Origin of the sequence: Pseudomonas sp. Q11, from assembly GCF_024494355.1 — a bacterium.
Taxonomy (GTDB): Bacteria; Pseudomonadota; Gammaproteobacteria; order Pseudomonadales; family Pseudomonadaceae; genus Aquipseudomonas; species Aquipseudomonas hefeiensis.
The window spans coordinates 58,495-82,263 of sequence record NZ_JAKNQY010000017.1; the positions used below are offsets into that span (position 1 = coordinate 58,495).

25 protein-coding genes and 1 riboswitch are annotated in these 23,769 nt (G+C 60.1%); of the genes, 13 read left to right on the plus strand and 12 right to left on the minus strand.

Going from position 1 to position 23,769, the window contains the following annotated elements; translation table 11 throughout:
• Nucleotides 1-65 precede the first annotated feature (65 nt).
• Entirely contained in the window at nt 66-626 is a 561-nt protein-coding gene (locus MA884_RS18135; RefSeq protein ID WP_256231789.1) for a glycine cleavage system protein R, read from the plus strand.
• 10 nt (nt 627-636) lie between these two features.
• Nucleotides 637-1,110, plus strand: coding sequence for a peroxiredoxin (locus MA884_RS18140; RefSeq protein ID WP_256231790.1), 474 nt, complete (start codon nt 637-639; stop codon nt 1,108-1,110).
• Between the two features lie 135 nt (nt 1,111-1,245).
• On the opposite strand, the gene MA884_RS18145 is transcribed toward MA884_RS18140, so the two are convergent.
• Both MA884_RS18145 and MA884_RS18150 read right to left on the minus strand, forming a co-directional pair.
• A complete protein-coding gene (locus MA884_RS18145; protein WP_256231792.1) occupies nt 1,246-2,316 on the minus strand; it encodes an AI-2E family transporter in 1,071 nt (356 codons plus the stop codon).
• 30 nt (nt 2,317-2,346) lie between these two features.
• The gene (locus tag MA884_RS18150; protein ID WP_256231794.1) at nt 2,347-2,586 is read right to left on the minus strand and encodes a sulfurtransferase TusA family protein; all 240 of its coding nucleotides are present in this window, start codon (nt 2,584-2,586) and stop codon (nt 2,347-2,349) included.
• A gap of 98 nt (nt 2,587-2,684) precedes the next feature.
• Here MA884_RS18150 and MA884_RS18155 point away from each other — a divergent pair, with 98 nt between their 5' ends.
• Nucleotides 2,685-4,118: a M48 family metalloprotease gene (locus MA884_RS18155; protein ID WP_256231795.1), complete on the plus strand. Its 1,434-nt coding sequence runs from the start codon at nt 2,685-2,687 to the stop codon at nt 4,116-4,118.
• Nucleotides 4,119-4,180: 62 nt separating this feature from the next.
• On the opposite strand, the gene MA884_RS18160 is transcribed toward MA884_RS18155, so the two are convergent.
• From MA884_RS18160 to rpoE, 4 genes are all read right to left on the minus strand, one after another.
• Complete coding sequence (locus tag MA884_RS18160) at nt 4,181-5,608, minus strand: DegQ family serine endoprotease (RefSeq protein WP_256231796.1); 1,428 nt, start codon at nt 5,606-5,608, stop codon at nt 4,181-4,183.
• Between the two features lie 226 nt (nt 5,609-5,834).
• A complete protein-coding gene (locus MA884_RS18165) occupies nt 5,835-6,782 on the minus strand; it encodes a MucB/RseB C-terminal domain-containing protein (protein WP_256231797.1) in 948 nt (315 codons plus the stop codon).
• Between the two features lie 9 nt (nt 6,783-6,791).
• Nucleotides 6,792-7,379 carry a sigma-E factor negative regulatory protein gene (locus MA884_RS18170; RefSeq protein WP_256231798.1) on the minus strand — a complete coding sequence of 196 codons (588 nt, stop codon included), beginning with the start codon at nt 7,377-7,379 and terminating at the stop codon, nt 6,792-6,794.
• A gap of 30 nt (nt 7,380-7,409) precedes the next feature.
• Nucleotides 7,410-7,991, minus strand: coding sequence for an RNA polymerase sigma factor RpoE (gene rpoE / locus MA884_RS18175; RefSeq protein ID WP_003172477.1), 582 nt, complete (start codon nt 7,989-7,991; stop codon nt 7,410-7,412).
• Between the two features lie 557 nt (nt 7,992-8,548).
• Here rpoE and nadB point away from each other — a divergent pair.
• Nucleotides 8,549-10,165 carry an L-aspartate oxidase gene (gene nadB, locus MA884_RS18180; RefSeq protein WP_256231799.1) on the plus strand — a complete coding sequence of 539 codons (1,617 nt, stop codon included), beginning with the start codon at nt 8,549-8,551 and terminating at the stop codon, nt 10,163-10,165.
• Here nadB and MA884_RS18185 read toward each other — a convergent pair.
• Together MA884_RS18185 and MA884_RS18190 are read right to left on the minus strand one after the other, a co-directional pair.
• The gene (locus MA884_RS18185) at nt 10,134-10,586 is read right to left on the minus strand and encodes a protein YgfX (RefSeq protein WP_256231800.1); all 453 of its coding nucleotides are present in this window, start codon (nt 10,584-10,586) and stop codon (nt 10,134-10,136) included. The two genes, nadB and MA884_RS18185, sit on opposite strands and share 32 nt — an antisense overlap.
• The gene (locus MA884_RS18190) at nt 10,570-10,824 is read right to left on the minus strand and encodes a succinate dehydrogenase assembly factor 2 (RefSeq protein WP_007930227.1); all 255 of its coding nucleotides are present in this window, start codon (nt 10,822-10,824) and stop codon (nt 10,570-10,572) included. Before MA884_RS18190 ends, MA884_RS18185 begins: the two co-directional genes overlap by 17 nt.
• A 149-nt stretch (nt 10,825-10,973) precedes the next feature.
• Between MA884_RS18190 and MA884_RS18195 the strand changes: the two genes are divergently transcribed.
• Nucleotides 10,974-11,915, plus strand: a complete 942-nt coding sequence (locus MA884_RS18195) for a folate-binding protein YgfZ (RefSeq protein ID WP_256231802.1) — start codon at nt 10,974-10,976, stop codon at nt 11,913-11,915.
• A gap of 36 nt (nt 11,916-11,951) precedes the next feature.
• Nucleotides 11,952-12,773: an HDOD domain-containing protein gene (locus MA884_RS18200; RefSeq protein WP_256231804.1), complete on the plus strand. Its 822-nt coding sequence runs from the start codon at nt 11,952-11,954 to the stop codon at nt 12,771-12,773.
• 136 nt (nt 12,774-12,909) lie between these two features.
• Here the strand turns inward: MA884_RS18200 and MA884_RS18205 are convergent, their stop codons facing one another.
• Nucleotides 12,910-14,301 (minus strand): sensor histidine kinase, encoded by a 1,392-nt coding sequence (locus MA884_RS18205; protein WP_256231805.1) that lies wholly within the window; start codon nt 14,299-14,301, stop codon nt 12,910-12,912.
• Entirely contained in the window at nt 14,294-14,965 is a 672-nt protein-coding gene (locus MA884_RS18210) for a response regulator (protein ID WP_047227978.1), read from the minus strand. The genes MA884_RS18205 and MA884_RS18210 overlap by 8 nt, the downstream gene beginning before the upstream one ends.
• A 236-nt stretch (nt 14,966-15,201) precedes the next feature.
• Here MA884_RS18210 and MA884_RS18215 point away from each other — a divergent pair, with 236 nt between their 5' ends.
• The 5 genes from MA884_RS18215 (at nt 15,202) to MA884_RS18235 (ending at nt 19,527) form a co-directional block, all read left to right on the plus strand.
• A complete protein-coding gene (locus tag MA884_RS18215; protein WP_256231806.1) occupies nt 15,202-15,327 on the plus strand; it encodes a hypothetical protein in 126 nt (41 codons plus the stop codon).
• 157 nt (nt 15,328-15,484) lie between these two features.
• On the plus strand, nt 15,485-16,462 hold the full coding sequence (locus MA884_RS18220; RefSeq protein ID WP_256231807.1) for a tripartite tricarboxylate transporter substrate binding protein: 978 nt from the start codon (nt 15,485-15,487) through the stop codon (nt 16,460-16,462).
• A gap of 57 nt (nt 16,463-16,519) precedes the next feature.
• Complete coding sequence (locus tag MA884_RS18225) at nt 16,520-16,978, plus strand: tripartite tricarboxylate transporter TctB family protein (RefSeq protein ID WP_092397315.1); 459 nt, start codon at nt 16,520-16,522, stop codon at nt 16,976-16,978.
• A 1-nt stretch (nt 16,979) separates the two neighbouring features.
• On the plus strand, nt 16,980-18,494 hold the full coding sequence (locus MA884_RS18230; RefSeq protein WP_256231808.1) for a tripartite tricarboxylate transporter permease: 1,515 nt from the start codon (nt 16,980-16,982) through the stop codon (nt 18,492-18,494).
• Complete coding sequence (locus MA884_RS18235) at nt 18,487-19,527, plus strand: AbrB family transcriptional regulator (RefSeq protein ID WP_256231809.1); 1,041 nt, start codon at nt 18,487-18,489, stop codon at nt 19,525-19,527. Before MA884_RS18230 ends, MA884_RS18235 begins: the two co-directional genes overlap by 8 nt.
• Before the next feature lie 109 nt (nt 19,528-19,636).
• Here MA884_RS18235 and ung read toward each other — a convergent pair whose 3' ends face one another.
• Complete coding sequence (gene ung, locus MA884_RS18240; protein WP_256231810.1) at nt 19,637-20,329, minus strand: uracil-DNA glycosylase; 693 nt, start codon at nt 20,327-20,329, stop codon at nt 19,637-19,639.
• Between the two features lie 131 nt (nt 20,330-20,460).
• On the opposite strand from ung, the gene MA884_RS18245 reads away from it, so the two are divergent.
• Nucleotides 20,461-21,573: an enoyl-CoA hydratase/isomerase family protein gene (locus MA884_RS18245; protein WP_256231811.1), complete on the plus strand. Its 1,113-nt coding sequence runs from the start codon at nt 20,461-20,463 to the stop codon at nt 21,571-21,573.
• Nucleotides 21,574-21,861: 288 nt separating this feature from the next.
• Here MA884_RS18245 and MA884_RS18250 read toward each other — a convergent pair whose 3' ends face one another.
• Nucleotides 21,862-22,224: a hypothetical protein gene (locus tag MA884_RS18250; protein ID WP_256231812.1), complete on the minus strand. Its 363-nt coding sequence runs from the start codon at nt 22,222-22,224 to the stop codon at nt 21,862-21,864.
• Nucleotides 22,225-22,530: 306 nt separating this feature from the next.
• A riboswitch (guanidine-I (ykkC/yxkD leader) is annotated at nt 22,531-22,632 on the plus strand.
• A 60-nt stretch (nt 22,633-22,692) separates the two neighbouring features.
• Here MA884_RS18250 and MA884_RS18255 point away from each other — a divergent pair.
• A complete protein-coding gene (locus tag MA884_RS18255) occupies nt 22,693-23,760 on the plus strand; it encodes a putative urea ABC transporter substrate-binding protein (RefSeq protein ID WP_256231814.1) in 1,068 nt (355 codons plus the stop codon).
• Nucleotides 23,761-23,769 lie beyond the last annotated feature (9 nt).

The following is a 23,769-nucleotide window of genomic DNA, read 5'->3' on the forward strand; positions in this document are numbered from 1 at the left end:
TCTCAAGGTCTGTCGCCGTGCCGAGCTGCAAAAGTACCGACCGCTCATCGCTTTAGGAATGCTGCATGTCCACCCCCACAGTCCGCGAACAATTCCTTGTTATCAGTGCCCTTGGCGCCAACCCCATGGAGCTGACTAACGTCCTGTGCCGCGCCAGCCATGAAAATCGCTGCGCCGTCGTAACCTCACGCCTGACCCGTCACGGCGAATGCAGTGCGCTCGTGCTTGAGATCTCCGGCAGCTGGGACGCCCTGGCCCGCCTGGAAGCCAGCCTGCCTGTGCTGGCCAAGAAACACGCCTTCACCGTCAACGTGGTGCGCAGCGCCGCCCTGGAGAACCGCCCCCAGGCCCTGCCTTACGTGGCGTATGTGAGTTCAGCCTATCGCCCGGACATCATCAACGAGCTGTGCCAGTTCTTCATGGACCACCAGGTCGAGCTGGAAAACCTGACCTGCGACACCTACCAGGCCCCGCAGACAGGCGGCACCATGCTCAATGCCACGTTCACCGTGACACTGCCGGCCGGCACCCAGATCAGTTGGCTGCGCGATCAGTTCCTGGATTTCGCCGACGCGATGAACCTCGATGCCCTGATCGAACCGTGGCGCCCCCAAAACCCAATGTAAGGAAGCGTTCATGGCCGTTGCCATCGACCAACCGGTTACCGATTTCCAGGCCCCCGCCACCAGCGGGCACACCGTCAGCCTCGCTGCCCTCAAAGGCAAGCAGGTGGTGATTTACTTCTACCCCAAGGACAGCACCCCGGGCTGTACTACCGAAGGCCAGGGCTTTCGTGACCAGTACGCGCAGTTCCAGGCTGCCAACACCGAAGTGTTCGGCGTATCGCGCGATAGCCTCAAGTCCCACGAGAACTTCAAGTGCAAGCAGGAGTTCCCGTTCGAGCTGATCAGCGACAAGGACGAGACCGTCTGCCAGCTGTTCGACGTGATCAAACTGAAAAAGCTCTATGGCAAGGAATACCTGGGCGTTGATCGCAGCACGTTCCTGATCGACAAGGATGGCGTGCTACGCCAGGAATGGCGCGGCGTGAAGGTGCCGGGGCATGTGGATGCGGTGTTGGCGGCAGCTCAGGCTCTGAACAAGGCCTGAAGTTTTTTGTTGCCGGTTCTGGCGCTATCGCGAGCAGGCTCGCTCCCACACTGGACTTTCGGCGTTAATAAATCCCCTGTGGGAGCGAGCCTGCTCGCGATGAGGCCCGTCGTCTCACCGGAGAACTAGCACCCGCTACAACAACGGCGCCACAACCGGCTCCCGGCTCGGCCACGCATCCAGCACCGCCTTGAACAGGGTCGCCAGGGGAATCGCAAAGAACACCCCCCAGAACCCCCACAGCCCGCCAAACAGCAAAACCGCGCAGATGATCGCCACCGGATGCAGGTTCACCGCTTCGGAGAACAGCAGCGGCACCAGTACGTTGCCATCGAGCGTCTGGATGACCCCGTAGACCGCCATCAGATAAATGAACTGATCGCTCCATCCCCACTGGAACAACGCAATCAACGCCACCGGCACGGTCACCACCACGGTACCGACGTAAGGCACCACCACCGAAATACCCACCAGCAGCGCCAGCAGTGCGGCGTAATTGAGCCCCAGGGCCACGAAGCCGATATAGGTCACGCCGCCGCAGATGAAAATCTCGATGACTTTTCCGCGAATGTAATTGGCGATCTGGCGATTCATCTCTTGGGCTACCCGGGTGATCAGCGCCCGCTCACGGGGCAGATAGCCACGGACCCAGCGCCCGATCATTTCCCGATCCTTGAGAAAGAAAAACACCAGGATCGGCACCAACACCAGATAGATCATGATGTTCACCAGGAGCGGCAAGCTGGACAGCGAAAATGTCAGCGCCCACTGGCCGAACCTGCCGATCTGGCCACGCACCACCTCAATGGCCTGCAGCACCTGCTCGTCGGAGACCAGATGCGGATAGCGCTCAGGCAACAGCAACAACAGCGACTGCCATTTGGCGAGCATGCCTGGCAATTCGTTGAACAAGGTCACTAACTGGTGCCAAAGCAGCGGCACGATCACCACGACGAACACCACCAATAATCCCATGAACAGGGCGAATACCAGCCCTACCGCCACGGCGCCGGGCAGCCGCATCCGTTCCAGCGTCGTGACCAGCCCTTGCATCAGGTACGCCAGCACCATCCCTGCCAGCACCGGTGCGAGCATGCCGCCGAGCGTGAGGACTGCCGTGAATGCCAGGAACAGCAACACTGCCAGCACGACTGCCTCTTCGTCGGAGAAGTAGCGCTGGATCCAGTCGCGTAACACTTTGAACATTAAAAATCCTTAAGGGCCACTGTCGGTTTTTCAGGCTTTCTTCAGCCAGTAACGGTAAACGCCGTTATCGTCTTCTTCACGCAGCAGCGTATGACCGGCCAGCCGGGCGAAGGTGCGGAAATCACGCTGGGAGCCCGCGTCGGTTGCGGTCACCTTGAGCACGGCGCCGCTGGCCAGGTGATTGAGTTCCAGCTTCGCCTTGAGCAGCGGCAACGGACAATTCAGGCCGCTGGCGTCCAGTTCGGCATCGTGGGCTACAGCATCGGTCATCGGTTCACTCCGCAGCAGGTCGTTGAGCGACCTAGAATATCTGGTCCCGGGCCTGGTGTCCGGCTACAGTAGGGTCTTTGTCAACTAAGGCTTCGTGCATGACATTTCTGCGCCCCACCCTGCTGACGCTCGCTTGCCTGCTTGCCTCACCGGGCTTCGCCGACGACCTGCCGTCACTTGGCGACGCCAGTTCTGCCATCGTCTCGCCACAACAGGAGCACCAGCTGGGTCGCGCCTGGCTGGCCTTGCTGCGCAGTCAGGTCTCACAGCTCAACGATCCACTGCTCAAGGACTACGTCGAGTCCAGCGTTTACAAACTGGTGGAGACCAGCCAGGTCAACGACCGACGCCTGGAATTCATCCTGATCAACAGCCCACAGCTCAACGCCTTCGCCGCACCCGGCGGAATCGTCGGGGTAAACGGTGGATTGTTCCTCAACGCGCAAACCGAAGGCGAATACGCCTCGGTCATGGCCCACGAACTGGCGCACTTGTCGCAACGCCACTTTGCCCGGGGCGTCGAAGCCCAGCAACGCATGCAGGTGCCAATGATGGCGGCGCTGCTGGCCGGCATTGTGATCGCTGCCGCCGGTGGTGGTGATGCCGGGATCGCCGCCATCGCTGGAACCCAGGCGGCCGCCATCCAGGAACAACGGCGTTTCTCCCGCCAGAACGAACAGGAAGCCGACCGCATCGGCATCCAGAACCTGGAAAAGGCCGGCTATGATCCGCGGTCCATGCCGAGCATGTTCGAGCGGCTGATGCGCCAGTACCGTTTCGACGCCAGGCCCCCTGAATTCCTCCTGACTCACCCGGTGACCGAATCCCGAATCGCTGACACCCGCAACCGCGCCGAACAGGCAAGGCCAGGTGGCATCGAGGACAGCATGCGTTATCAATTGATTCGCGCACGGGTCAAGTTGATCTACGAAGAAACTCCGGGACTGGGCGCCAAGCGCTTCCGGGCGCAGCTGGATGAAAATCCGAAGAACGACGTGGCCCGCTATGGCTTGGCGATCGCGCAGATCAAGGGCGGCCAGTTGAATGAGGCCCGGGAAAACCTCAAACAGCTGCTGGCCAAGTCACCCAACGAGATCATCTATAACCTGGCCCAGGTCGATCTGGACATCACCAGCAACAAGCTGCCAGACGCTCAGGCTCGCGTCGACCGGATGCTGACCCAGTACCCGGGCAACTATCCACTGAATCAGGTGCGTGTCGACCTGCTGCTCAAGCAGAACCGCCCCGCCGACGCCGAGAAAGCGCTTGAGGACCTGCTCAAGACTCGCCCGGACGATCCGGACGTCTGGTACATGGTGGCAGAGACTCGGGGGTTGTCGGGCAATATCATTGGCCTGCATCAAGCCCGCGCCGAATACTTCGCACTGGTAGGCGACTACCGTCAAGCCATCCAGCAACTGGACTTCGCCAAACGGCGTGCCGGTAGCAATTTCCCGCTGTCGTCACGCATCGACGCCAGGCAGCGCGAGCTCATGGAGCAGGAGCGCATGGTCAAGGACATGATGGGCTGAGTATTTTCGGACACAAAAAAACCGCCTCTCTCGAGGCGGTTTTTTTGGGGGCAGCTAAGCGATCATTCGGCCAGTTTGAAGGTAATGAAACTCGCACGGCCTTGACGCAGAACCCGCATCGAAACCGAACGATTTTTCGGCAACGCCTTGGCGATGTCGGTGAACTCCTTGGCCGAACCGATTGCCTGGTTGTTCAGGTGAGTGATGATGTCGCCTGGTTGCAGGCCGATCATGGCCGCAGGACCGTCCTGCACCTCCTTGATCACTACGCCACCCTGCAGCTCCAGGGTCCGCTTCTGCTCCGGCGTAAGCTCCGCTACCGCCACGCCCAGACGATTGCTGCTACGTTCCACGCCTGACTTGGCCAGCGAATCCAGCTCCTTGCCTTCCTCAGGGATGGCGCCGACGGTCAATTCGACGTTTGTGCGCTTGCCTTCGCGAATCACTTCCAGATTAGCCTTCGAACCGGCCTTGAGGGCGCCTACCAGATGTGGCAGGTCAGCGGACATGACGATCGGCTGGCCATTCATGCTCAGGATCACGTCGCCCACTTGCAGACCACCCTTGGCAGCCGGACCACCCTCCTGAATCTGCGCCACCAGCGCACCGGCAGGTTTCTCCAGCCCGAACGACTCGGCCAGGTCCTTGTTCACTTCCTGAATGACCACGCCCAACCAGCCGCGGCTGACCTTGCCTTCGGTTTTCAGTTGGTTGGATACGTCCATGGCAACGTCGATCGGAATCGCGAAGGACACACCCATGAAGCCGCCCGAACGGGTATAGATCTGGGAGTTGATTCCCACTACTTCACCGTCGAGGTTGAACAGCGGGCCACCAGAGTTACCCGGGTTGATCGGCACGTCGGTCTGAATGAACGGCACGTAGTTTTCGTTCGGCAGACTGCGACCGATTGCACTGACGATGCCCTGGGTTACGGTATGGTCGAAGCCGAACGGCGAACCGATGGCAACGACCCACTGGCCAGCTTTCAGGTTCTGGGATTTGCCCAGCTTGAGCACAGGCAGGTTTTTACCTTCGATTTTCAGCAGCGCCACGTCAGATCGCGGGTCAGTGCCGATCAGCTTGGCCTTGAGCTCACTACGGTCTGCCAGGCGTACCAGGATCTCGTCGGCATCGGCAATCACATGGTTATTGGTCAGGATGTAACCGTCAGGCGAAATAATGAAGCCCGAACCCAGGGACTGCGCTTCACGCTGGCGGCCACCACCGGGAGAGCGCGGTTGCGGCATCCCTCGCTCGAAGAACTCGCGCAACATCGGCGGCAAACCTTCCAGATCCGGCATCTGCTGGTCCATCACCCTGCGTTCCGGCAGTTTCTGGGTGGTACTGATGTTCACCACCGCGGGCGAGGCTTGCTCGACCAGCTCAGTGAAGTCCGGCAATTCGACTGCCATAGCGGGAACGGCCTGACCGAGCACAAGCACAGTGGCAAAAATGGAGAGATAGGTTTTCAAGCGTGGTATCGACATACGGCTCCCGTTACGACGAGCGTGGTTAAGCGATATGGAGCAAGAAATACCAGAGGAAGATACGCCGGTATTTTTGTTCCGCAAACAGGCAAGGCCAGAGCCGAGCGGCTCTGACCTATAGAAAAAAAAAAGAAGTTTTGCAAATGAAAATACTGACAGGAAGTTTCGGCATTTCGATCAAGTCCCGGCATTACAAGCCTCTTACCCAATCGAACCACTCAGGCAACTAGTGAGTCGCCGTGGCATCGGAACGCATGGAAAGCGCGATCCGCTCCGCTGTACCAATGGGAATTTCGCCGACCACCGTGACCATCATTTCCCCTTGGGGCGTCGTGAGTCGACGCGAAACGGCAGCCGTCGGGCCGAGCTGAGTACGGGTATCAGTCACGGTAGCGCCGTTCAATGGCTCTAGAAACACCGAAAAACGAGCCAGGCCATCGTCGTACATCAGGCTGCTGACCTGAACCTTGGTCTCCGGGTCCTTTCTCATAGCGCTGCTGCTCAGCTCAAAACCGGGGGGCAACCAGTCCGAATGCCAGGCAGTTTTCACGATCGGGCTTTTACCGGCCTTCTGCGCTACTACCTTGCATTCGGCAGTCGCTTGCAAATCGACCTCCGACGGCTCGGTAATGTTCAAACGCGTGAACTGGAAACGTTCGAGCAGTTGGCCCTTGTCATTGAGCAACAAAGACTTGAGCGGCAAGCCAGTCTCTCTGTCCAGATGCAACTCGAAACCATAACGATGCTGATCCTTGGGCGTCAGCGCCACAATCACCGCCGGGCGCCCGGCCACGCGCGACTTGCCAATGACGGCAAGGTCATACCAATTCTTGAGTTTTTGCGGATCGAGCGCACGTGCCGTGCCTTCAGGCGTATTCCCCACCCCAGCAATCAAGGAGCCACTTACGCATTGAGTACGTCCATCAATGCGCAGGACTTCCTGTGCCGACCCATCGAGCTGGAGTAACCGCTCGCGGACTTTACCATTCTGGACACGATGCCAGATGTTATGGGTAGAAAAACTACCATTACGCTCGTAAACGAAAGTGCCCTGGAAGCTTTGCTGTTGCTCGGCTTGACTCAGACGCTTCAGCCAGTCCCGAGCCTCACCGGCATGGGCTGGAATGACGCACCAGGCACCAAGCAGAACTGAAAAGAGAGGTATGGCGCGCAATGGTCCTCCTTAGCGGTTTTCCAGACTGGCTGCACGGGCGTAAGGCAGCGCGCTTTCGGTACCTTTCAGAGCAGCTTCCTGGGCATGCTGACGCAGGTAATTGGGCAGACGCTGATCATGCCAGCCTGGTTGGCCTTGCAGCACACCATTGGCCATCGGACCTGCAACTTCTGAGCTTTCGCTGTAACCGGCCAACACTGCCGGCCCTTTGACCTGCGGAGCAGCCAAGCCTGGTTGGTTGGACTGCTGTGCCATCTGCACGCCAGCAATCTCATCCTGGTTGTACAGGCGCACACCGGCCAGAACAGCTACGGTAACCGAAGCGGCAACCGCCAGACGACCCAGGTTACGCCATGGGCTACGGGAGGCTTTGGCCGGAACAGCTTCATCAGCCAGTGCAGCAGAAACAGCCGCAGCGATGTCCAGACGCGGAAGCAGCAGGTCCTTGTGCATGACAGCCCGGGCGATCTGGTAACGAGCCCAGGTCTCACGGGTTTCAACATCGTCGAAGGCATTCAGTACCCGACGTAATTCCAGTTCGTCCGCTTCGTTATCCATCACTGCGGACAGCGATTCCTGCAGGGCTTCACGACTCATGGCGTTCCTCTCTTGGCTGTCGCCGCTGTCTCAGTTTTCCTGCAACAATGGTTGCAGGGCTTTATCAATGGCCTCCCGAGCGCGGAAAATCCGGGAGCGCACGGTACCCACTGGACACTGCATGACGCTGGCAATGTCCTCGTAACTCAGACCGTCGAATTCACGTAAAGTTAGAGCCGTACGCAAATCTTCGGGCAGTTGCTGGATGGTTCGATGGACAGTGCCTTCGATCTCATCCCGCAGCAACGCTCGTTCTGGTGACTCAAGATCCTTGAGGCCATGATCGCCATCATAGAACTCTGCATCCTCAGAACTCACATCGCTATCCGGCGGCCGGCGGCCGCGTGAAACCAGATAGTTTTTCGCCGTGTTAATGGCGATACGGTAAAGCCACGTGTAAAACGCGCTGTCCCCGCGAAAATTACCAAGTGCACGATAAGCCTTGATGAAGGCTTCCTGAGCAACATCCTGGGCTTCATGGGTGTCGTGCACAAAACGCACGATCAACCCGAGAATTTTGTGCTGGTATTTCAGCACTAGCAGATCGAAAGCTCGCTTGTCGCCGCGTTGAACGCGCTCGACCAGTTGCTGATCCTCTTCCTGGGTTAGCATGAACACTCCTCGATAAGCTCGAAGGAGGCCTGCATTACTAATCGACCGGGCTTGCAACCATAGACTCGGGCTTTTCGCAAAAGTTCTCCCCCTTCAAGCAAGTTTCCGGCGTGCTCTGATCCGGCACGCACGAAAAACGCAGCACGAGATTCCCCGGCTGCGCGAATAATCTGTCGTCGGGCCTGTTGGCAAAGATTCAAATCCTAATCTTGCACCAACCCGACGTTGTTCCCTTTTGCAGACAACCGTCTATTGAACCCGGTCGCTCGGCAAAAGTTCCAACTATTTATAGCCGTGTGTATGGAACATCGGGGAACCCTGACGAGATAAACAGCCTTTCATCCTCGAAACGGTCGCCTTGTCGCCCATCCACCAAAATCGTGACCCGACGAAGCGTATCGCTTTTCTGTCATCTTGGTTTCACATTGCCATGAATACGCCGCTATTGTGCCGATCCCCCTCTCTATATACTAGTGGGCTGCGTGGCTGCCTGACCCATTGAACCGGATGTCTTGCGCCAACCCCGACCCGGGTCGTTTTGAGCGGAAACCTTTCAAATGAGCCAACAGTTCCAACACGATGTTCTGGTAATCGGCAGCGGCGCCGCAGGATTGAGCCTTGCCCTGACCCTGCCTGAACATCTGCGCATCGCAGTACTGAGCAAAGGCGACCTGGCCAACGGTTCGACGTTCTGGGCCCAGGGCGGGGTCGCGGCCGTGCTGGATGACACCGACACTATTGAATCTCATGTCGATGACACCCTCAATGCCGGCGGTGGCCTGTGCAATCCAGAAGCGGTGCGTTTCACCGTCGAGCACAGCAGAGAGGCCATTCAGTGGCTGATCGACCAGGGCGTGCCTTTCACCCGTGATGAGCAATCGGGCACCGAAGACGGTGGTTTCGAATTTCACTTGACCCGCGAAGGCGGTCATAGCCATCGACGCATCATTCATGCGGCCGATGCCACCGGCGCGGCGATTTTCAAGACGCTGCTGGCCAAGGCCCGCCAACGGCCAAATATCGAGCTTCTGGAACAACGGGTCGCGGTCGACCTGATTACTGAAAAACGCCTGGGCCTGGATGGTGATCGCTGCCTGGGCGCCTACGTTCTCAACCGCGGCACCGGCGAAGTCGACACCTACGGCGCGCGTTTCGTGATCCTGGCCTCCGGCGGCGCAGCGAAAGTCTATTTGTATACCAGTAACCCCGATGGCGCCTGCGGGGACGGTATTGCCATGGCCTGGCGCTCGGGTTGCCGGGTGGCGAACCTGGAGTTCAACCAGTTCCACCCTACATGCCTCTACCATCCGCTGGCCAAGAGCTTCCTGGTCACCGAGGCCCTGCGCGGTGAAGGTGCTCACCTCAAACTTCCCAGTGGCGAGCGGTTCATGCACCGCTTCGATCCCCGCGCCGAACTGGCGCCCCGGGATATCGTCGCCCGCGCCATCGACCACGAAATGAAGCGCCTGGGCATCGACTGCGTCTACCTGGACATCAGCCACAAACCCGAAGCGTTCATCAAGAGCCATTTCCCGACGGTGTACGAGCGTTGCCTGGAGTTTTCCATCGACATCACCAAGCAACCGATTCCGGTGGTGCCGGCGGCGCACTACACGTGCGGTGGCGTGATGGTGGACCAACAGGGACGCAGCGACGTACCAGGCCTGTATGCCATTGGCGAAACCAGTTTCACCGGCCTGCACGGCGCCAATCGCATGGCCAGCAACTCGCTGCTGGAATGTTTCGTCTACGCCCGTTCGGCGGCGGCGGATATTCTTGAACAACTGCCGCAGATCGCCATTCCAGCCGCCCTACCCTCGTGGGATGCCAGCCAGGTCACCGATTCGGACGAAGATGTGATCATTGCTCACAACTGGGACGAGCTGCGGCGCTTCATGTGGGACTACGTCGGCATCGTGCGCACCAACAAACGCCTGCAAAGGGCGCAGCATCGGGTGCGGCTGTTGCTGGATGAAATCGATGAGTTCTACAGCAACTACAAGGTCAGCCGCGACCTGATTGAGTTGCGCAATCTGGCACAGGTGGCTGAGTTGATGATCCGCTCGGCCATGGAACGCAAGGAAAGTCGGGGTTTGCACTACACCCTCGACTACCCGGACCTGCTGCCCGAGGCGCTGGACACTATTCTGGTGCCGCCCACCTACGCCGACTGAACTTGAGCCGAACCCGCAGGCGCCGATGCAGATCCGGCGCCAGCGCGTCGCGAGGCACGCACAACGACCGGACCCACCACTCCCCCCGCAAGCGAAAACGCAGCACGATAATCATCGGCAACGCCAGGCTGTCAGGGCGCAACTGCACCGTCTGCCAGCCATCAGCCCTGTTCCACAGCTGCCAGCCATCGGCATCACGACGCAACCGGCAAAAGGCCTGACGATGGGACAGCAATAGATGTCGCGGTAGCGTCCAGGCGCCATGGGCCAGGCACAGCACTATGCCAAGGACGATCAACCAGAACGGAACCGACAACAGCAACAACGAAGCCAGGGCGAAGGCCTGGGCCAGGAGATAGGCCGCCAACAGTTGCCCGGAGGCATGCCAGCGGCATTCAAACCGATTACTTGGGCTGGACACGGTCCAGAATCATCCGAACCATGCGCTGCAGCTCCGGGTCTTCGGATTCGCTGCGTTCCATGAACCAGCCGAACATGTCCTGATCCTCGCACTCAAGCAGGCGCACGTAGCACGCACGGTCCACGTCGTTAAGGTGGGGATAGACTTCTTTCACGAACGGCACCAGCAACACATCAAGCTCAAGCATGCCGCGACGGCTGTGCCAGTAGAGGCGATTCAGTTCAACATCTTCGACCATGGAGCGCTCCTCAAATAGAGCGCAAGTATACAGGCCCCGCCGCGATGGAACAGACGGCTCAGCTCAGGCACCACCGATCCTTTGTGAACTACCCATTTCAAGGGCGCCCCCTTATGATGTCCACCAGACTATTTACCCTGCGATGACCCATGGCTGATTCCGCTTTTTTCTGCACCCTGTCCCACGAAGGCGTTCTCGCGGTCCGCGGCGTGGATGCTGGCAAATTCCTGCAAGGCCAATTGACCTGCAACCTCAACTACCTGAGCGACAGCCGGGCCAGCCTCGGTGCCCGTTGCACCCAGAAAGGCCGCATGCAATCGAGTTTCCGCATCCTGCTCGAAGGCGATGGTGTACTGATGGCAATGGCCACCGAATTGCTCGAACCGCAACTGGCAGACCTGAAAAAATATGCCGTGTTCTCTAAATCCAGACTGACCGATGAAAGCACTGCCTGGGTTCGCTTCGGCCTGGAGAACGCCGACACGGCACTCGCAGCCCTGGGCCTCGAACTGCCGGCCGACACCGACAGCGTCGTTCGTCATGATCGCCTGATCGCCGTTCGCGTCTCTCCCAACCGTGCCGAACTCTGGGCTCCCGCTGAACAGACCGAGACGCTTGTAGCCCGGCTGCGCCAACAGTTGACCGAGGGTGAGCTGAACCAGTGGCTGCTGGGCCAGATCCGCGCGGGGATCGGCCAGGTCATGCCGACCACCCGTGAACTGTTCATACCGCAGATGCTCAACCTGCAAGCCGTCGGCGGCGTGAGTTTCAAGAAAGGCTGCTACACGGGCCAGGAAATCGTCGCGCGCATGCAGTACCTGGGCAAGCTCAAGCGGCGCCTGTATCGCCTGCAACTGGAGGCCAGCGAGCTGCCCGAACCCGGTACCCCTTTGTTTTCCCCCACGCACGGCAGTTCAATCGGTGAAGTGGTGATGGCCGCTCGCGCCGAACGAAACATTGAACTGCTGGCAGTGGTACAGGCCGAAGCTGCAGTAGATGACAATTTGCACCTCGGCGCGCTGGAAGGCCCGGGCCTGCAATTGCTCGACCTGCCCTACGAACTGGACCGCGACCGCGAAATCCAGCGCTGATCGCAGCATTTTGTCGTAACACCCTAGAGAAACGAAATGAGCGATTTGGCGGATAAGGTCCAACGGGATTTGGTGGAGGCCATCGATAACGATGACCTGGTTCTGCCAACATTACCGGAAGTGGCCCTGCAGATTCGCCGGGCCGCCGAAGACCCGGAGATCAGCGTCAGCAACCTGAGCAAAGTGATTGGCCGTGACACGGCACTTTCGGCACGCCTGATAAAAGTGGTCAACAGCCCACTGTTGCGCGCTACCCAGGAAGTCACTGACCTGCACACAGCCATCACCCGGCTGGGGGTCAACTACAGCAGCAACCTGGCCATCGGCCTGGTCATGGAACAGATTTTCCATGCCCGTTCCGAAGTGGTGGAGCAGAAGATGCGCGAAGTCTGGCGTAAAAGCCTGGAGATCGCCGGCGTCAGCTATGCGTTGTGTCGTGGCTATACACAACTCAAACCCGATCAGGCCGCGCTGGGCGGGCTGGTGCATCAGATCGGCGTACTGCCGATCCTCACCTATGCCGAAGACAACAATGAATTGCTGTCTGACCCGGTCAGCCTCACCCATGTCATCGAAACGATTCACCCAGTGCTGGGGGACAAGTTGCTCAGCGTTTGGGAGTTTCCGGAAAGACTGGTGAAGCTGCCAGGGCTGTACCTGGACTTCACTCGCGATTCGAAACAACTCGATTACGTCGACCTGGTGCAGGTCGCTGCATTGTATTGCTACAAGGACACCGACCATCCCCTCGGCAGGATTGATGCCTTCGCTGTTCCAGCTTTCAAGAAGCTGGGCATCGACCCGGACAACAAGGCCCGGTGCGCGGATATCGAAGAAGCGCGGTCGATGTTTTATTAGAGCGTCCCGGGCTAAGAAGCGTTTTTGTGGCGAGGGAGCTTGCTCCCGCTGGGCCGCGAAGCGGCCCCATCAGCCTTGCGACTGCTGCGCAGTCGAGCGGGAGCAAGCTCCCTCGCCACAAGGTAGTGTTCGACTCTCAATCTGAGCCTGGGATAAAACTCACCCGCACCTTCAAGCCACCCTCCTGCCCATCATGCAGCGTGATCTGCGCCAGATGCGCACGGCAGATTTCACCAACGATCGCCAACCCCAAACCAGAACCGGCCACTTGCTGGTTACGTCGATAGAAGCGCTCGAACACGCGATCCCGCTCATGCAGTGGGATGCCTGGCCCGTCGTCCTCGACCTCGAGCACCGCAGGCGCTGTGACCCGCAGAATCACATTGCCGCCCGACGGGGTATGGGCCAGGGCATTGTCCACCAGATTGCTCAACAACTCGTTCAACAAGGTCGGCTCACCTCGCAGCCACACCGGCTCGTCGGCTTCCAGAGCCAACGCCACGCCGCGGGCATGGGCCAACGGGGCCATGGCCATGCCCAATTCACGGGCCAGTTGGCTGAGATCAAGCAACTGCGCGCCGCCCTCGGCGATGGCCCGAGCGCCGTTTTCGACACGCGCCAGGGACAACAACTGATTCGCCAGATGGGTCAACCGATCCGTGCCCTGGGCCGCGGTTTCCAGGGTTTCACGCCAGATTACCGGCTCGCTGGCGCGCAGCCCCAACTCAAGCCGAGCCTTCAACGCGGCCAAGGGCGTGCGCAGTTCATGGGCGGCATCGGCGATGAATTGTGCCTGACGCTCGAACTGCCCACGAAGACGCTCGGTGAAATGGTTGAGGGCTCGCACCAGTGGCCAGAGTTCATGCTGGACCTCCACCAGGGGTAACGGGCGTAGATCGTCCGGCTGGCGCTCCTCCACCGCCGTGCGCAAGCGCTCCAGCGGGCGCAGGGCAGCACTGACGGCGAACCACACCATCAACAGCGCACCCACCGCCAGCATGCCCAGGCGCAACAGCGTGTCGGCCATCAGGCCGCGGGCCATGCTGATCCGCGCCTCTTCGGTTTCCGCTACGCGAATTTCCGCCATGCCATTCATGTTTGGCTCACTCACCGCCTTGAGCAAACTCACCACCCGCACGTCCTGCCCCTGATAGCTGGCGTTGTAGAAGCGCGCCAGGGCCGGGTAATCGTCCGTGCGCGGCGTACCGGGCGGTGGACCCGGGAGGTTTTCGTAGCCGGAGATCAGTTTCTGGTGAATGTCATTGACCTGGTAGTAAATGCGCCCGGCGCTGTCGTAGGCGAATGTATCCAGAGCCACGTAAGGCACGTCCGCGCTAAGACTGCCGTCGCGTTGTGACAGGCCGGCGGCGATCGTCCGGGCGGAGGCCAGCAGCGTGCGGTCGTAGGCCGTGTCCGCAGCCTCGCGACCGTTCCAGTAAGCACTCAGGCCACTGGCGAGCATCAGCACCACCAGCAACAGCGCCAGGTTCCAGAGCAGTCGCCAACGCAGGCTGTCGGGCTTATGCATCGCGGGTTTCCAGCAAGTAGCCCAGTCCCCTGAACGTCACGATCGCCACGGCATGACCGTCGAGTTTCTTGCGCAGGCGGTGGACGTAGATTTCAATGGCATCGGGGCTGGCCTCTTCGTCCAGGCCGAACACCTGGGCCGCAAGCTGCTCCTTGCTCATCACCCGCCCTGGCCGGGCGATCAACGCCTCCAGCACGGCCTGCTCGCGGGAAGTCAGGGTCAGCAATTCGTCGTCGAGGGTGAAACGGCGGGTGTCCAGGTCATAGATCAGCCCACCACAGCGCTGCTGGCGTTCGCCACCCAATACGCTACGGCGCAACAGCGCCTTGACCCGAGCTTCCAGCTCAGTGAGTTCGAACGGCTTGGCCAGGTAATCGTCAGCGCCCAGGTTCAGGCCATGGACCCGGTCCTTGACGTCGCTACGGGCGGTCAGCATCAACACCGGCAAAGTCTTGCCCCGGGCCCGCAGCCGGGCCAGCACCTCGAAACCGTCCATGCGCGGCAGCCCCACATCGAGAATCGCGACCGCGTACTCCTCGCTGCTCAAGGCCAGGTCGGCTGCCACCCCGTCGTGCAGCACATCCACGGTCAAACCGGTGCTCTTGAGCGCCTGGGCTACACTTTCGGCCAGCTGGAGATGGTCTTCGACGAGCAGGACACGCATTGGGTTTCACCTCGATTCAGGGATGGTCGGCACCATTCTGTGGCGCGGAGTTTACAGCCGCATCCGCCTCTGTGAAGCCAAAAACATCGTGAAAGCTTTTGAAAGGTTAGCGAAAGGTTGGCCGGTTAGAGTCTTCCCACCGGTCAGTTTCGACTGCCAATCGCGAGGCACCTCGCGAACGAAAAACGCCCCGAAGCGTTTTCGCCAAATAAGAACAATAGAGCGGAGTATTCACCATGCTGTCCATACAGCTCCAGGCCCCGACGCCTGCTCGCCCTTCCCGCTTCAACCAGACCGCCTTCATTTGCGCCGCCGCTTTCGCCGGTCTTGCACCGTCGTCCCTGTGCGTCTGCGCCACGTGACCTATCGTTCCCCCAACCGTTGGACCTGCGATGCGGATGAACTGCATCCGGTAGTCGGCTGTAGCGTCAAGTTCTGGTAATGGCCCGCTGTCGATTCCTGAAGGATCCGGCAGCGCCAAACGTGCAACACACAACAACAACTCCTGTGGAGACAAAAATGAACCTATCACTGCGTAAAGTAGCCCTGGCCGCCGGTTGCCTGATGTTCGCCGGGCAGTTGCTCGCCGAACCCAAGCGTCCGGAATGCATCGCCCCGGCCGCGCCTGGCGGCGGTTTTGACCTGACATGCAAACTGGCCCAAAGCGCCCTGGTGAACGAAAAAATACTGACCAAACCGATGCGCGTGACCTACATGCCCGGCGGCGTCGGTGCGGTGGCCTACAACGCAGTGGTCGCGCAGCGCCCGGCCGACGCCGGCACGCTGGTGGCCTGGTCCAGTGGCTCGTTGCTGAACCTGGCCCAAGGCAAGTTCGGTCGCTTCGATGAAAACGCCGTCCGCTGGCTGGCAGCCGTTGGCACCAGTTATGGCGCCATCGCGGTAAAGAGCGATTCGCCCTACAAGAACCTCGATGATCTGGTACAGGCGCTGAAGAAAGATCCAGGTTCCGTGGTCATCGGTTCCGGCGGCACCGTCGGCAGCCAGGACTGGATGCAAACCGCGCTCATCGCCAAGGCCGCCGGGATCGACCCGCGCAAACTGCGCTACGTGGCCCTTGAAGGCGGCGGCGAGATCGCAACTGCCCTGCTTGGCGGCCATATTCAGGTAGGCAGTACGGACATTTCTGACTCCATGCCACACATCCAGAGCGGCGACATGCGCCTGCTGGCGGTGTTCGCCGACAAGCGCCTGGATGAGCCGGAAATGAAAGACATCCCGACTGCCCGTGAACAAGGCTATGAGATCGTCTGGCCAGTGGTTCGCGGCTTCTACCTCGGGCCAAAGGTCAGCGATGAAGACTACGCCTGGTGGAAAAACGCGTTCGACAAACTGCTGGCTTCTGAAGACTTCGCCAAGTTGCGTGACCAGCGTGAACTGTTTCCGTTCGCCATGACCGGCCCGGAACTGGACACCTATGTGAAGAAGCAAGTGGCCGACTACAAGATGCTGGCCAAAGAGTTTGGCCTGGTCCAGTAATCGCCTCTGTTCTCGCGGCGGCGCCAGCATCACTGCGGTGCCGCCCAGGAGTTAGTCATGCTCATCCAACGTATTTTCGCTTCAGTGCTGCTGCTGGTTTGCGTCGGCCTCGCGCTGATGGCCTGGCCCTACCAGGCGGCCTTTTCCTATGAGCCGGTCGGCCCGCGCGCTTTCCCCTTGCTGATGATCGGGCTGCTGAGCCTGGCCCTGCTCTATATGGTCTTTCGTCCGACGCCCATCGTGCACAGCGACGAAGATCCGCAACTGGATCGCGAAACCCTGCAAAAAATCGGCATCTGCGTCGTGCTGCTGCTGATATTCGCCGGGACCTTCGAACCCCTGGGTTTCATCCTCGCCAGCATTGTGGTCGGGGTTCCGATGGCGCGCCTGTATGGCGGTCGTTGGGTGCCGAGCGTGGTGATCATCAGCCTGATGGCCATCGGTCTCTATCTGTTGTTCGACAAGCTGATGGACGTGCCGCTGCCCTTGGGCCTGCTCGACGTCCTGGAGAATTGATATGGATACCCTGAATTATCTCGGCCAGGGTTTTGGCGTTGCACTGACCCCTTATAACCTCGTTACTGCCCTGAGCGGCACCCTGATCGGCACCGTGGTCGGCCTCCTGCCGGGCCTGGGGCCGATCAATGGCGTGGCGCTGCTGATCCCGATTGCATTCGCCCTCGGTCTGCCACCGGAGTCGGCCCTGATCCTGCTGGCGGCCGTGTACCTGGGTTGCGAATACGGCGGACGAATCAGCTCGATCCTGCTCAATATCCCGGGTGAAGCCTCCACCGTCATGACCACCCTGGACGGCTACCCGATGGCCCGCAAAGGCATGGCCGGCGTCGCCCTTTCGTTGTCAGCGTGGAGCTCGTTCATCGGTGCATTCATTGCCACCTGCGGGATGGTGCTGTTCGCCCCGCTGCTGGCTAAATGGGCGATTGCCTTCGGACCGGCGGAATACTTCGTCCTGATGGTGTTCGCCATCGTCTGCCTTGGCGGCATGGCCGGTGACCGCCCACTCAAGACCTTCATCGCGGCGCTGATCGGGCTGTTCCTGTCCTGCGTCGGGATTGATGCCAACAGCGGCGTGTACCGTTTCACCGGTGACAACATCCACTTGACCGACGGCATCCAGTTCGTCGTGCTGGTGCTGGGCCTGTTCTCCATCAGTGAAATTCTGTTGCTGCTGGAGAAAACCCATCGCGGCCAGGAAGCGGTGAAAGCCACCGGACGGATGATGTTCAACTTCAAGGAAGCGGCATCGGTGTTCTGGGTGAACGTGCGATGCGGCGTGCTTGGCTTCGTCATGGGTGTGTTGCCAGGCGCCGGTGCGACCCTGGCCAGTGCCGTGGCGTACATGACTGAAAAACGCATCGCCGGTGCAGACGGTACCTTCGGCCAGGGTGACAAACGTGGTCTCGCCGCCCCGGAAACCGCCATCGGCGGCGCCGCCTGCGGTGCGTTGGTACCGATGCTGACGCTGGGTGTTCCGGGTTCCGGCACCACGGCGGTGATGATTGGCGCACTGTCGCTGTACAACATCACTCCGGGTCCGCTGTTGTTCCAGCAACAACCGGACATCGTCTGGGGCCTGATCGCTTCGTTGTTCGTCGCCAACATCATGCTGGTGATCCTCAACATCCCGATGATCCGCGTCTTCACCCGTATCCTGGCCGTGCCGAACTGGGCATTGGTACCGGTCATCGCGATCATCACCGGGATCGGCGTCTACGCGGTGCACGCCACCACGTTCGACCTGTTCCTGATGATCGGTATCGGCATCTTCGGTTACATCCTGCGCAAGCTGGACTTCCCGTTGTCGCCGGTCCTGTTGGGCTTCATCCTCGGTGGCCTGATGGAACAGAACCTGCGTCGTGCGCTGTCGATTTCCAACGGTGCGCTGGAAATCCTCTGGTCGAGCCCGATCACCCTGGGTTGCTGGGTATTGACCGTCATCATGCTGCTGATGCCAGTGCTGCGGATCTGGCGCCGCCGTTCGGCTCAACGTCGTGCCCTGGCCAATGTCTGAGGCAACTCTCAGACAATGGTGGGGAACACCGCTGGTCGGTCTGGCCGGCGGTTATCTGGCCAGCCTGATCGGCTGGCCTTTGCCCTGGATGGTCGGCTCGTTGCTGGCGATCATCCTGGTGCGCTGCCTGACGCCGTGGCAACTGATGGAAATCCCCGGCGGCCGTAAATGCGGCCAGTGGATAGTAGGCATCGGTATCGGCCTGCACTTCACCCCAGTGGTGATGGAGCAGGTGCTGAGCCATTTTGGCCTGATCTTTTTCGGCGCGCTGATCACCAGCGTGTCCAGCGTGGTGAGTGTGTGGCTGATGCGCCGCACCGGTGAAGACCGCGCCACCGCTTTTTTCTCCAGCATGCCGGGCGGTTCCGGCGAGATGGTCAACCTCGGTGCCCGCAATGGCGCCGATCTGAGCCGCGTCGCTGCTGGGCAAAGCCTGCGGGTCCTGGTGGTGGTACTGTGCGTGCCGGCCGCTTTCAAATACTTGCTCGGCGAAGGCGCCCCGGTGCAACACGCTGCCACGGTGGACTGGCTGTGGCTGGCAGTGCTGTTCCCAGCAGGCGCCCTGCTCGCCTGGATCTGGGAACGTTTGCGCCAGCCCAATCCATGGTTGTTCGGGCCGTTGCTGGTGAGCGCGGCGGTAAGCGTCGGCTGGGACCTGCACATCGGCCTGCCCGACGGCGGCAGCCAGATCGGCCAATGGTTGATCGGTAGCGGCTTGGGTTGTCACTTCAATCGGCAGTTCTTCCGCCGCGCGCCGTCGTTCATGGGACGTACCCTGGTCGGCACGGTGTTGACGATGCTGATCGCCACCCTCGCGGCCTTGGGCCTGAGCACGCTGACTCATCTGGACTTGCGTTCGTTGACTCTGGGCATGATGCCCGGCGGTATCGCGGAGATGAGCCTGACGGCGGAGACGCTGCAACTGTCTGTACCCCTGGTGACGGCGTTGCAGGTGATGCGGCTGCTGTTTGTGCTGTTTCTGGCGGAGCCGTTGTTCAGGTATTGGACTCGCAAGCCGGGTTCGGACTTATAGACCGCGTTGCCCCCTATCGCGAGCAGGCTCGCTCCCACACTGATTTGTGTACGCCGCAATATCCTGTGGGAGCGAGCCTGCTCGCGATTAGGCCAGCCCGGTCAACGCATTAAACCGACGGCAACCGCCAGTCGATCGGCGCTTCGCCCTGTTGCTCGAGAAACTTGTTGGCCCGACTGAAATGCCCACAACCCAGGAAACCACGGTAAGCCGACAGCGGCGACGGGTGGACGGAGGTCAGCACCAGATGCTTGGTGGCATCGATCAGCTTCTGCTTGCCCTGGGCATGGGCGCCCCACAGTAGAAAGACCAAATGCGGCTGGTGCTCACTGACCACCTCAATGACCCGATCAGTAAAGTGCTGCCAGCCCTTGCCCGCGTGGGAATTGGCATTGGCACGCTCCACAGTCATGGTGGTGTTGAGCAACAGCACACCCTGATCGGCCCAGCTTTGCAGGTAGCCGTGATTAGGGATGTCGATATTCAGGTCGCGTTTCAATTCCTTGTAGATGTTCACCAGCGAAGGCGGTGCTGGCACACCCGGCTGCACCGAAAAGCACAAGCCGTGGGCCTGGCCTGGGCCGTGGTAGGGGTCCTGGCCGAGGATCACGACCTTGACTTTGTCCAGCGGCGTGGAATTGAGGGCATTGAAAATCAACGATGCCGGTGGGTAAATTTCCTTGCCGGCCGCGTATTCCTGACGCAGGAACTCGCGCAACTCTGCCATGTAGGGCTGGTCGAACTCGGCACGCAGGGCTTGCTTCCAGCTCGGTTCGAGTTTGATACGGTCGTCAGCAGTCATGGTTGCACCCGGTAAAAACAATGGGCGCACCCTAGGAAAGCCTACATGGCTTGTCAATTGATCTGACGCAGAACCGGCACTTTCCTACGCAGCGGTCATACTGATCATTCAAATTTCTGATCGAGGTCACGATGAATCTGCACTTCGAAGAACTCACCGGCATCAATGGCGCCCGCATCGGCATCGCCACCCTGGATGCTGAAAAATCCCTGAATGCCCTCTCCTTGCCGATGATCAACGCCCTGCGTGATCGTCTGGATGCCTGGGCCAGAGAACCGCAAATCGTCTGCGTGTTGTTGCGCGGCAACGGCGCCAAGGCATTTTGCGCCGGCGGCGAAGTGCGCAGCCTGGTGGAGGCCTGCCGCGCTCAACCAGGTGAAGTACCGCCCTTGGCGGCGCAATTTTTTGCAGCGGAGTACCGATTGGACTTCAACCTGCACACTTTTCCCAAACCCTTGGTGTGCTGGGGCCATGGCTACGTGCTTGGCGGCGGCATGGGGTTGCTGCAAGGCGCGAATATTCGGATCGTCACACCGAGCACGCGCCTGGCGATGCCGGAAATCAGCATCGGCCTGTACCCGGATGTCGGCGCCAGTTGGTTCCTGTCGCGACTGCCCGGCAAGCTTGGCCTGTTCCTGGGCCTGACGGGCGCCCACATGAATGCCCGGGACGCCATTGACCTGGGTCTGGCCGACCGTTTCCTGTTGGATGAACAACAGGACGACCTGATCGAGGGCCTGCTGCAACTCAACTGGCAGGAACAAACCCCCATGCAGCTCAACAGCCTGCTCAAGGCCTTGCAGCAGGAAGCCGTCGCTCAGTTGCCCGAGGCACAATGGCTACCGCGCCGGCAGAAAATCGACGAATGGCTGGATGTCAGCGATGTACGTTGCGCCTGGAAAGCCCTCAGTCTGCTGGTGGACCATCCAGACCCGTTGATCGCGCGGGCGGCCAGGACCATGACCGAAGGCTCTCCGCTGACCGCTCATCTGGTCTGGGAACAGATCGCCCGAGCCCGGCATTTGTCATTGGCAGGTGTGTTGCGCATGGAGTACACCTTGAGCCTCAACTGCTGCCGACACCCCGAATTCAGCGAGGGCGTGCGGGCGCGGCTGATCGACAAAGACCACAAGCCCCGTTGGCACTGGCCGGACATCAACCATGTACCCGAAGCGACGGTCGAGGCGCATTTCCACAAGGCCTGGGAAGGGCGGCATCCGTTGGCGGATTTGTCTAATGAATAAAGAACCTGGGTGACATTCTGTGGGAGTGACATCTGTGAAAGTGACATCTGTGGAAGTGACATCTGTGGGATGTGACATCTGTGGGAGTGACATCTGTGGGAGTGACATCTGTGGATGTGACATCTGTGGGAGCAAAGCTTGCTCGCGATAGCGGTATGCCAGTCACTGGAAAGCTGACTGATCCCCTGTCATCGCGAGCAAGCCTTGCTCCCACAAGCGTTATCCCATCAGGTTTGTTACAGGCACAAAAAAGCGGCGCTTGATGCGCCGCTTTTTGCTGCCGATGGATCAGCGGTGGTTACGCCGTCCATCACGATCACCGCGTCCCCGATGATCACGCCCGCCTCGACCACGACGGTCGTCATTCCAGCCGCCCCGGTGTGGATGAGACCGATATGCCGTGCGTGGTGGCGAGTAATGCCGCGGCCCGTGCTGGTAATAACGCGGTGCCGAGTAGTAGCGCGGTGCCGGTTGGTAATACCGCGGTGCGTAATAGCCACGCGGTGCCGAGTAGTAGCTCCCGCCACCGTAATAGACCGGCGCCGGTGAGGTGTAGACCTCGGAACGGTAGTAGCTTGAGCCTCCGTCGTAAGGAACACATGCCGAAAGTGTCAAACCCAGAAACGCAATGAGCAGAAGTCGTCGATACATGGCGGCCTCCTGGACCGCTAATGAGCCACATCAGCGACGCTGGCGGGCGGCAGTCATCTATTGGGTGACTGACGATTAATCTGACAGCGAAATCCGAATCTGGTGCGCCCTGGCAACAAGTTGAAACATGTGACTCTATGCCTCATCCCGGTGCAGGAAAGCACCACAACTATGCATAACCTCCGTCCGCCGCTCGTCCCCTCCAACACCTGGCCCGTCTGGACCGGGCCTTTACCTTACTTGGCACGGCTCTCGCTTTAATAAACCCCGTGCAGGAGTCATCACAGGTTCGCGGCACCACAATTTGCAATGGCTGACTAGGGTTCCGGCTCGCCTCTGGCGAGTGGCTGGTCCGAGAGTTGGCGACCTCCAGTTGAGGTTACACGGCGGGACAAAAGCCCGGGAGACAAGCCACCGTTCACGGTGCCGCGTTGCTCCTGTCCGCCCTTGATCAACTGGAGAACCACCATGCTCAAGCTTCGTCTTTGCGCCCTGCTCCTCGCCACGTTCTCGGCCCTCGTGAGCCCCTTGTCCCCTGCCGCGCAAAAAGACCATTTCAGCGTCTGCTGGACCATTTACGCCGGCTGGATGCCCTGGGAATACGCCGGTAGCCAAGGCATCGTCGATAAATGGGCGAAAAAATACGGCATCAGCATCGATGTCGTGCAGCTCAACGACTACGTCGAATCCATCAACCAATACACCGCCGGTCAGTTCGACGGCTGCACCATGACCAACATGGACGCCCTGACCATTCCCGCCGCTGGCGGCGTGGACAGCACCGCGCTGATCGTCAGCGACTTTTCCAATGGCAACGACGGCATCGTGCTCAAGGGTGACGGCAAGCAAGTCGCTGACCTCAAGGGCATGGACGTCAACCTGGTGGAACTGTCGGTCTCCCACTACCTGCTGGCCCGCGCCCTGGACTCGGTCGGCCTCACCGAGAAGGACCTCAAAGTCGTCAACACCTCCGATGCCGATATCTCCGCGGCCTTCAATACCGATCAGGTCAAGGCCGTCACCACCTGGAACCCGATGCTCTCGGACATTAAGGCCCAGCCCGGTGTGAGCGAGGTGTTCAATTCCAGCCAGATCCCGGGGGAGATCATGGACATGATGGTGGTCAACACCCGGACCCTTCAGGACAACCCGGCCCTGGGCAAAGCGTTGACCGGTGCCTGGTTTGAAGTGGTGGCGCTGATGAACGCAAAAAACGCCGCCAGCAAGACGGCACTGGAACATATGGCCAAAGCGTCGGGCACCGATCTCAAAGGTTTCCAGGCGCAACTGGACACCACCAAATTGTTCGCCACTCCCAAGGAAGCGCTCAACTTCGCCACCAGCGAGCAACTGCCCGCCACCATGCGCAAGGTCGCCGAGTTCTCGTTCCAGCACGGTTTGCTCGGCGAAGGCGCCAAGGACACCGATGCGGTCGGCATGGCGTTCGCCAATGGCGTGACCCGCGGCGACAAGGCCAACCTCAAGCTGCGCTTTGACCCGACCTACGTGCAACTGGCCGCCGACGCCAAGTTGTAAACCTGAGGA